Raw genomic sequence first — 6751 nt, forward strand, 5'->3', positions numbered from 1 at the left:
ACTCTAGATCATAAGGGGTTTCAAATCCATACATCAAATCGGCTACTTGCTGTAAATAACTTTTCGCTTCGTTATCCGTTGATAAAAATTGCTCCGCTTCTTCTGCCGCACCATCTAATAAATAAATCTCTGCACCTTGCGTTCTATCTCCATACCCTCTAATATAATGTCCTTCCATTGCTTGAAGTACATGATTTAAATTGTCCGCATATGGTCCAAATTTGCCTTTCTCATATTTCAGTTTTGGTAATGCACCAATTTCATACAAGAAATAAGCAATCTTTTGTACTTCTAATAATGACATTCGATAGCCGGGGCCAGCATAACGAGACATTGCTGCTAATAATAAAGCTCTACCCATTGTCATTTTTGGTTTCTTTGTTCGAACGATCATTTTATCTAATGGTGGTGCACCTGCTGGTTCATATAAATGTACTTCTACCTTTAATGGTTGAAATGCCTCTAAAATCAACGGACGTACTTCACTCCATTCTAGTCCGCCATTTCCACATCCAAGAGGAGGTAATGCTATCGATTTAATTTCTAAATCCCGGACAACTTTTACTAAATCGATGAATATATTCAAGCTTTGATGGATGACGCCAATGTTCTTTTGTGGGAAAGTTAATCACGTACTTTGGTGCGGCTAACCCTTGTACTTCCGCTACATGCATTACCCCTATTTGTACAAGCCCTTTTTTACAATCTTTTACATACTGGTCAAATACCTCAGGGAATGCTTGCTTAAATTGAAGTGCAATTCCTTTCCCCATAACGCCAACTGTATTCACTGTATTTACATATGCTTCAGCTGAATCTTCAAGCAGGTTTCCTTTCACAGATTGAATCATTTCATCCACCTCCCTTTAGAAATAAAAATGACGACGAACAGCAACTGGTAACGTTAGACCAGTAATTTCAAGCATTTCTTTAACCCTTTGTTTCGTTTCATGCAATCCCTAAACATGCTGATAATGGAACTTCGTTATGTACTAAAAATTCAGCTTGTCTTCTAGCTTTTCTATTGGTGGTCAGCATTTATGGGCAAGAGGCTATTTCTGTGCAACCGTTGGAAACGTAGATGAAGAAACAATTAGAAATTATATCGCAAACCAATTTAGTGAAGAAAAGAACGACATATTTAGGATTGAGTTCAGTCAAATTTGAAGTGTGCTTAAGCATAGGGGCTTTGAGCAGGACTTCAGCCTGAAGAACGATTTTAGTCGTCGACATTTATGTCCAAATCCACCTGCTTTAGCAGGTGGTCGTTTAAGTAAAAAGTCTTACAATTATCCACAAAATTGGTCTCTTGCTCCGACGCTAATATAAGTTAACTATTCAATTTATTTCTGGTAATATGGAAATATAGAATAGATGCAGACTTTCTATTTATTATGCTTTTCCATATTAACTGGCTGAAAAGAATACCTGCATAGGGTAAGATAAGGTAAAGATATTGTGTGAAAGTCAGTTGCCACTTGTAAGTAAACGTAAAAGAAACACAATATTCAATGGAGAGAGTAATGAATTTAGGTTTTGATAGAATTGTAAACCTACGATTGAATAGGAGCATTTTTAATGAAAAAGAAAATTAATTTAACCATCATAACACTTTTACCAACTTTAATACTGATTTATAGTACAATCCCTGTTATGTCTAATAAAGATAGCTATTTTTGGACTTCTCATTAGTTTAATATTTCTATCGAAAATGACAAGTACAAAGTTAAGTTGGTTGACCTACTTTTATGCTTTAATAGGCATATATGCAACGCTATTCCATTCTTTCTTCGATTTCTTACTATATTCCTTGATAATCCTCTGTATTATAATTCCCATTATCATTCACAAATTAAAATTGGAGTCATTTGACAAGTTGGTTTTATTATTAATGTTTTACCCTTGTAGTTTCATAGCACTAATAATTTTAATAGGCATTCTAATAGCAGGTAATTTAGACTATCTATACTTTTCTGAGGAACAATATGTTAAAGCACTAGTAATCTTTTGGGTAGTATTTTTTACAGTTTATATCGTCACTCTAGTATTTATATTATTCAAATATATAGGCTCACAGAAGAGAAAAACTATTGTTATTTATATCAGTATACTTTTTATATTAATTGTTCCTGACATTTTCTATACCAAGTTCATCTATACCATGTTTTTTAATTTAAATAGTAATATTGTTTATAACGGACTGGAATCTTATTATTTCGCTTTTTCTCAACACTTTTTAACACCTTTATCGGATATAGGCATAGACATGAAAGATAGTCTCTTATCAAATAATTTAGGATTAATAATTATCATATTACATACACTTACGATTCGATTTATTGATATTACAATCTTAGCTTCACTCGTAAATTTGTTAAAAGAAAAATAATGCTTCATTGTAAAATGAAATGCAACAGCTAAATAAATAGAAAGCCATCGTGAAACCACGTATAGTTAAAGTTGACCAAAACCATAAACATACGGAGGTAAATCACGATGACTCACTCTCATTCTAACACGAAAAAACGAAGCTATACACATTTAACTGAAATTGAAAGAGGACAAATAGCTGCATACAGGGAGCAAGGTTTGTCTTTAAGAGAAATTGGAGAGAAAATTGGACGCGATCACAGTACAATATCCCGAGAACTAAAGCGGGGTACAGTGGAACAAATCGATACCAATCGTAAACTCTACAAGAAATACTTTCCTGAGCTGGTGCACGTGTTTATGAGGAGAACAGAAGAAACTGTGGTGCTCCTACTATCTTGATGGCTTCATGGGAATTCATATTATTCGCTGAGGAGAAAATATTGAAAGACAACTGGTCACCCGACGTTGTTGTGGGCCATGCAAAAAAACAAAATATATTCGATTCCGTTCCTTGCACGAAAACCCTATATAACTGGATTGATAACGGTGATTTAAAAGTGAAGAATATGGACCTAGTTTTGAAGCTACGTCGCAAAACAAAGTCTTCTAAGTCAAAAGGTAATAAGAAAGTCCTTGGAACGAGCATTGAAGAAAGACCAGAATCAATTGACACACGTGAAGAGTTCGGGCATTGGGAAATTGATACTGTTCTTGGCCACAAATCTAAAGACCAAGCACTTCTAACTCTTGTGGAAAGAAAGACTCGTATGACCATTGTCCAACGCATACCAGGTAAGAACGCACCAGGAGTAAGGGATGCTTTAGAAGGTATATTTCAGGAATACCCAAACGTTTAACAGACATTTAAAAGCATCACAGCTGATAACGGATCCGAATTTAGTGAACTTAGCGCACAGGGAAAAGAAATGGAAATAGATGTTTATTTTGCGCATCCGTATGCATCTTGGGAGAGAGGGACGAATGAACGTCATAATGGGCTACTCAGACGTTTTATAAAGAAAGGGCAACCGATTCACGCATACTCGGACCAGCACATTGCAGAAGTTGCCAACTGGATGAACACATTCCCCCGGAAAATATTAAACTACGAGACCCCGGAGGAAAATTTTGCGCAATTTGTTGATTGTGTGGCCTAGGCCACACAATCAACAAATTGACATAAAAACCTTATATAGTGGTTTCACATAAAGTGTTGCATTTAATATTGCAATTTAGGTTATTTTAATAATAACGTCTTATATCAGAGATATAATATACCTAGACGAATGGGAGAGTTATAGTATATTTGATATATTCTCTCGCACATTTTTTATTAAATCCAGTAAAATAACGAAAAGAGCAAAATTATTATCTATTATTAAAAGGGTGGTGGGAAAGGTGGATATCAGCATTTATAAATTAGATACTACTAGAAATAACTTCTTAGGTGTCTTATCTGACCATTACAATATGAAAAAAGTAGGAGAAACAAGAACACAAATTATCAAAAAAAATATAGGTGGTGAAACAATCACTACAGAGTTAACTTTAGATTTTTATTTCCGTTTAGATTCTAATGAACAAACTATATCTTGGTACGAATACTGGTTCGAGTATTTCGGGAGTACGGAAAATTCTAAAAAGACTGTGGAATCTGCCTTTGGTGTAATTGTTATAGAAATTGAGAACCAAGTATACGGTATTTCTTTGGGGAGAGGTCACCATTATACTAATAAAATTGCTGATATGGATTTTGGGTTAGACGTTGCCGAAATGATAATCCGAGGGAATTCAATTGATCTAAAATCTGCAAAGTTTTTTAAGCAGACAAAAAGTAGATCCTTAACGCAGTATAACGAGAACACGGTTGTTACGAATGAAATAGGTGAGAGTAATGAGGTTGTAATTGGAAAGATGGAAATCGACCCGAAGTATGAGGATTGGATTATTAAAGATTATCTAGATAGAGTTGTGTTTGGTACAGCATTAAAAATAAATGTAGGTGAATATAAACCAGACGAAATTGTAAACTTAGTTTTTGAAGTACATTATATTTCTGTAAATGAAAATGAAAATAGGAAACAGAGTTTCCCGAGAATTTCTATATTAAAGGAAAATCAAGATACCGCATATAAAATAAGTGACTTAAATAGAGAGTTGCTAGGAAAAATAAAAGCCAAAATGATGTTTCTCTATCGTATTTCATTGAGGATAGCGGAGAAATATTAATTGAGCCCACAAACTCAAGTGTGGAGCTAATTTACGAGAGAAGGAAACATGAAATATCTTTTAATATTCTAGATATTGGCAGCAAACTGAATGAGATAGGTTGTGATAATATAAGTAAAGTTTCCATTAAATCTAAAGATAATCCAGAAAAAAGAATTCCGTTATTAAAATTATTGGATTATACTACTGAATACCAGGGAAAAAGTGTAATAATTCAATTTTGAAGGATATTTCCAAAGTTAGCCTACAATTATAAACGTAAACAAAAGTCTTTTATTTGGAGGCTAATGACAATGAACAAATTCGAAGTAGTAGAAGACTATTTGATTAACCCGAGAACAAGCATGCTTTTACCTGCAACACACATGGAGTATGAGGCAATTGTCATCGAACAGGACAGGTAATTCTTCGTCAAAAGAACAGCGCTGGAACTAATGGAACATGCTTGTTCCAAATACGGCGCCACATTCGATGGTAGAAGGAAATCCGTGATGAAGCAGACTGGTTTTAAACGAAGAGTCCCAATTCCGGTCAGCGTCCGTTTTGATATTTACGCCTTCCCTACCCATGCGATTAAGGACCATGCTTGTATCTGGATTTTTGCGAATCATGTGCAGCAGATTTCAGCTATAGAGGACAGCACGAAAGGAAAATCGCTGATTGTGTTTTGGAGCGGATTTCAATTTGAGTTAGAAGTTTCGCAGCATACGCTACAGAAGCAATTGGATCGGACTGAGGTGTGCAGGTATGTGTTTACCATTGGGCTGGAGCAGCAGTTTGTTTAGATAGAACGAAAGCGATAGGAAAGCACCGGAAGCAAAAAAACATAGGGAAAAAGAAGGATTTCATCCCCTCTTGTCGAAGTAAGGGTTGGAGGGATTTTATGCAATCAAAATTAGACAAATTAATGGAGAATGACGATTTTGGTAAAGGTGCTTCTGATTACGATGCCGGTATCATGATTTACGAAAATGATTCTTTAAATTTCATCCTATTTTCTTATGAACATCATTTCGAAGTCTATCTATCGCTATTCGATGAAGAACCGCCGCATATAAGGGATTATCTGATTTATGCAAAGGCAGATACCTTAGAAGAAGCGCAACGACAAGCAGAGGAACAACTAATTGAAATACTAGACAATAGTGCGCATTGAGGCATCTCTTTGTGGGTGCCTTTTTTCTTGGGAGAATGTAAATAGAGGGTAAGGAGATGGAAGTGATGCTGTATAATTCGGTGGTGTGCCTGGCACCTGAAATTAATAAAAAAATAAAGCTAAGAGGATCTGCAGTACCCCTAGCTTTAAAAATATATATTCGAATCGACAAAATTTGATAAAATTCGGATGGTGGCAGACACCAAAAATTAACTAAGACACTCGATGCAGTGGGATTTGCCCCCATTACTCAAATGCAACTATTATATCATACTTTTTATTATTTGTCAAATTTTACATTTCCTTCATATAATTCACAAATTTTCTCTTTTATAGATTCAATAAAGATAATCAGCTGTTCAGGTAATGAAAAAACATCCAATGAAATGGTCATTTTTTTATAATAAAAGCACCCGTCAATTGACAGGTGCTTAAACGATAAACTTAAGCGAAGTAAGACCCCGCTATTGCAAACCGGGCGAACCGATTTTTTCCTTATACAGTATACTACACCAATCAACTTATAAAGTCAATTAGCTTTTTAAAATATTTATATACCGCGATTAAGGAGTCATGATTAGTATATGCATGTTCTAACCTCTTAGTACGCTTTAATAAAGCCTTTAAATCTCCATAACGTGCACTCTTTATTCCTTCACTCGTGATATAAGAGTAGTGTACATAAATAAGCACAGTCAAGTCATGCACCTTTCGATTGGATAATCTTTTTGTCCTTGACCGATGAGATAGTCCTTTGATTTTTTTAGTAAAAATGGTAATTGGCTTTATAATCTTCTGAGGAATAATCTGGCTTACCTTTGTTATATCCATTAAGATAGGATTGTTGTGAGCAGCTGTGTTACGTATATTCTTAACATACCTTAATATTTGTTGTAATTCTTTATATTTTGGTGGCTTGTTTTTCCGGGTATAATAATATTCCACAAACTTTACAAATCCCCCGAATGTCATGACTTCAAATAATACCCAGAT

At 34.8% G+C, this 6751-nt stretch carries 6 protein-coding genes and 3 pseudogenes; 5 read left to right on the forward strand and 4 right to left on the reverse strand.

Annotation, left to right across the window (positions count from 1 at the left end; translation table 11 throughout):
- The 3 genes and pseudogenes from SPD53_RS19165 to SPD53_RS19985 form a co-directional block, all read right to left on the reverse strand.
- Nucleotides 1–586 (reverse strand): annotated as a pseudogene (locus SPD53_RS19165) (type II toxin-antitoxin system antitoxin DNA ADP-ribosyl glycohydrolase DarG); the annotation flags it as partial.
- The gene (locus tag SPD53_RS19170) at nt 537–851 is read right to left on the reverse strand and encodes a macro domain-containing protein (RefSeq protein WP_336253509.1); all 315 of its coding nucleotides are present in this window, start codon (nt 849–851) and stop codon (nt 537–539) included. The gene SPD53_RS19170 and the pseudogene SPD53_RS19165, both read right to left, overlap by 50 nt.
- Nucleotides 852–948: 97 nt before the next feature.
- Nucleotides 949–1038, reverse strand: coding sequence for a DarT ssDNA thymidine ADP-ribosyltransferase family protein (locus SPD53_RS19985; protein ID WP_442946249.1), 90 nt, complete (start codon nt 1036–1038; stop codon nt 949–951).
- On the opposite strand from SPD53_RS19985, the gene SPD53_RS19175 reads away from it, so the two are divergent.
- From SPD53_RS19175 to SPD53_RS19195, 5 genes and pseudogenes are all read left to right on the forward strand, one after another.
- The gene (locus SPD53_RS19175; RefSeq protein WP_442946250.1) at nt 1006–1167 is read left to right on the forward strand and encodes a transposase; all 162 of its coding nucleotides are present in this window, start codon (nt 1006–1008) and stop codon (nt 1165–1167) included. The two genes, SPD53_RS19985 and SPD53_RS19175, sit on opposite strands and share 33 nt — an antisense overlap.
- A gap of 1329 nt (nt 1168–2496) precedes the next feature.
- Nucleotides 2497–3530, forward strand: a pseudogene (locus SPD53_RS19180) (IS30 family transposase).
- A 241-nt stretch (nt 3531–3771) separates the two neighbouring features.
- A complete protein-coding gene (locus SPD53_RS19185; RefSeq protein WP_336253510.1) occupies nt 3772–4602 on the forward strand; it encodes a DUF6119 family protein in 831 nt (276 codons plus the stop codon).
- A gap of 416 nt (nt 4603–5018) precedes the next feature.
- Nucleotides 5019–5387 (forward strand): annotated as a pseudogene (locus SPD53_RS19190) (competence protein ComK); the annotation flags it as partial.
- 98 nt (nt 5388–5485) lie between these two features.
- Nucleotides 5486–5758 carry a hypothetical protein gene (locus SPD53_RS19195; RefSeq protein WP_336253511.1) on the forward strand — a complete coding sequence of 91 codons (273 nt, stop codon included), beginning with the start codon at nt 5486–5488 and terminating at the stop codon, nt 5756–5758.
- A 516-nt stretch (nt 5759–6274) separates the two neighbouring features.
- On the opposite strand, the gene SPD53_RS19200 is transcribed toward SPD53_RS19195, so the two are convergent.
- Nucleotides 6275–6751: Abi family protein (locus SPD53_RS19200; RefSeq protein WP_336253512.1), on the reverse strand; the 477-nt coding region annotated here is incomplete at its 5' end.

This window comes from Oceanobacillus sp. MO10714A (assembly GCF_037072045.1).
GTDB classification, from domain to species: Bacteria; Bacillota; Bacilli; order Bacillales; family Amphibacillaceae; genus Oceanobacillus; species Oceanobacillus indicireducens.

What these genes read in the sequence shown, in the direction of transcription:
- SPD53_RS19985 (WP_442946249.1), bottom strand. Translation starts at nt 1,038, where the DNA reads ATGCTGACCACCAATAGAAAAGCTAGAAGACAAGCTGAATTTTTAGTA.
- SPD53_RS19170 (WP_336253509.1), bottom strand. Translation starts at nt 851, where the DNA reads ATGATTCAATCTGTGAAAGGAAACCTGCTTGAAGATTCAGCTGAAGCA.
- SPD53_RS19195 (WP_336253511.1), top strand. Translation starts at nt 5,486, where the DNA reads ATGCAATCAAAATTAGACAAATTAATGGAGAATGACGATTTTGGTAAA.